Below are 2,169 nucleotides of genomic sequence, written 5' to 3'. Positions count from 1 at the left end.
TATGTTAAAGAGGGAATATGCTTGAATTTACTTGTTTCCGGACAACCTCTTATATCTTTTCCTATTTCTTCATTTTTAACATATTCGTGTAGAGCTAAAGAAGTTATAGCTGCACATGCTGCAATCAAGCCAGTTTGTGCTATAATGAATAGTGATAATCCTCCTACAAGTATAGATGTTAATCCAATAGCTAGGTTTATAATTTTACTTTGTGTTGTTTGTTGCGTCGCTTGGCTTTGATCTGCCTGTTTATCCTCTAAAGCATTCGATGTTGTTTTTGAGGCAATTTTTACCGCGATTGTTGCAATTGCGGTCATAGCTAATCCTATGGCTATTTTTGCTAAGAGAAAAAATGATGGCAATGCGCGCCAATTCCTCCAGCTAACCACTTCTCATTTATTTTTTTTGATTGATTTGTACCAGTGTTCATTATTACCCTCCACTTTACTTATGATTTACCTATATCTAATACGAAATATGAAGGTAGTCAACTATATATTTTATATGAAAGATTGTATTAAAAGTTTTTCATGTTATTTTTTGCTGCTTCGTGGTTAAATTTGGAATTTTAGAAAGAGTTACGTATTATTTGAAATTCTTGTATACTGTTTTGAATCAATTAAATAGATAATGAAGTGCAGGACGCAGTTTTAATTTTACAAGATGGCAAGTGCTTTTGGGGAAAATCAGTAGGTAAAAAAGGCAAATGCATAGGTGAGGTCTGTTTTACCACTGGTATGACCGGTTATCAGCATACTATAACTGATCCTTCTTTTGCCGATCAAATTATAACGTTCACTTTTCCTCATATTGGTAACGTTGGAATAAACCATAAGGATAATGAAGGAGAGAAAATTTTTGCAAGTGGTGTGGTTATGCGTGAACTTTCTTCTATGTCCCACCCTTCTTCATATATCAGTTTAAATGATTGGTTAGAGAAAAATAACGTGATTGGGATATCAGGAGTTGATACTAGAGCTTTAACGAGACATTTGAGAGAACATGGGTCTCAAAATGGAATGATATGCCCGTCAAGCGAGACGCATGCGTTGGACAAATTGAAGGAATACAAATCTGTAAATGGGATAGAAATAACCAATAAAGTTAGCTTGCATAGTAATTTTAAAAGTGACCTTAATGCAAAATATAGGGTTGTAATCGTTGATTTTGGCGTAAAAATCAGTATAGTTTCACGCTTAATAGAACTTGGTTGTACAGTTGAATTAATCAGACCAAGCACAGGTTTTGCTCAAAAAGTGTTGAGTATGAATCCAGATGGTATAGTGCTTTCAAATGGTCCTGGTGATCCGCAAGAAATAGGAAAAAGTGTAGTTTCAGAAATAGACATTATTATAAAATCTAAAATACCAATTTTTGGCATATGCATGGGCCATCAATTACTTGCGATTACTTTGGGGGCAAAGACCATCAAGATGGATATAGGTCACCGAGGGAGTAACCATCCAGTTTATGATGTAATTAGTGGAAAAGTTGAGATCACTAGCCAAAATCATGGTTTTGTTGTTGATTCAGCTTCTCTTCCAAGTAATGTTGAAATTACTCACATTTCTCTATTTGATAATAGTGTAGAGGGAATAATGATGGAGGATTACCCAGTCTTTTCTGTGCAATACCATCCAGAAGAAGCGCCAGGTACGCATGATTCGCATTATCTATTTAAGCATTTTATTGATAATATTGCGTTATATAAAATGAAATCTGCATGATTTTAATCAAGGTAGGTTTTATTGCTTGATTTTTTAATTTTAGGTGTTTAGTATTTAAATACAATAAAAGCTTGAGTTAAGGTACTAAAATAGCGTTCTCTTAACAAATTTTTGTGGAGGAGTGACCGAGTGGTTAAAGGTAACAGACTGTAAATCTGTCCGCGTGAGCGTACGTAGGTTCGAATCCTACCTCCTCCATTGTGCGGGTATAGCTCAATGGTAGAGCTCTAGCCTTCCAAGCTAGTGACGTGGGTTCGATTCCCACTATCCGCTCTTTTTTTTGTTGTATTTTTATAAAATCAACATATTATTTATTGATGTATTTGTATTTTAGGTAGAAAAGTTTAAATTATGACAGCAATAGTGGAAGCATTTGGAAAGCCGCATGTAAATGTGGGAACAATAGGACATGTGGATCATGGGAAGACAACGTTGACAGCGG

Annotated in this window: 2 protein-coding genes, 2 tRNA genes and 1 pseudogene; 4 read left to right on the top strand and 1 reads right to left on the bottom strand. The window is 35.0% G+C overall.

The features are described 5' to 3' along the window. Positions 1–430 (bottom strand): annotated as a pseudogene (locus tag BA053_RS06035) (hypothetical protein); the annotation flags it as partial. A gap of 205 nt (positions 431–635) precedes the next feature. Between BA053_RS06035 and carA the strand changes: the two are divergent. From carA to BA053_RS06990, 4 genes are all read left to right on the top strand, one after another. Continuing rightward, entirely contained in the window at positions 636–1,727 is a 1,092-nt protein-coding gene (gene carA, locus BA053_RS06030; RefSeq protein ID WP_065106864.1) for a glutamine-hydrolyzing carbamoyl-phosphate synthase small subunit, read from the top strand. Positions 1,728–1,842: 115 nt separating this feature from the next. Then, positions 1,843–1,925, top strand: a tRNA-Tyr gene (locus BA053_RS06025). Between the two features lie 4 nt (positions 1,926–1,929). Further along, positions 1,930–2,000, top strand: a tRNA-Gly gene (locus BA053_RS06020). A 78-nt stretch (positions 2,001–2,078) separates the two neighbouring features. Beyond that, a partial coding sequence (locus tag BA053_RS06990) for a GTP-binding protein (protein ID WP_156518073.1) occupies positions 2,079–2,169 on the top strand: 91 nt, incomplete at its 3' end.

Origin of the sequence: Wolbachia endosymbiont of Nomada ferruginata, from assembly GCF_001675785.1 — a bacterium.
Lineage (GTDB): Bacteria > Pseudomonadota > Alphaproteobacteria > Rickettsiales > Anaplasmataceae > Wolbachia > Wolbachia pipientis.
The sequence above is the reverse complement of the archived record's forward strand: the minus strand, read 5'-3'. Positions and strand labels throughout refer to the sequence as shown.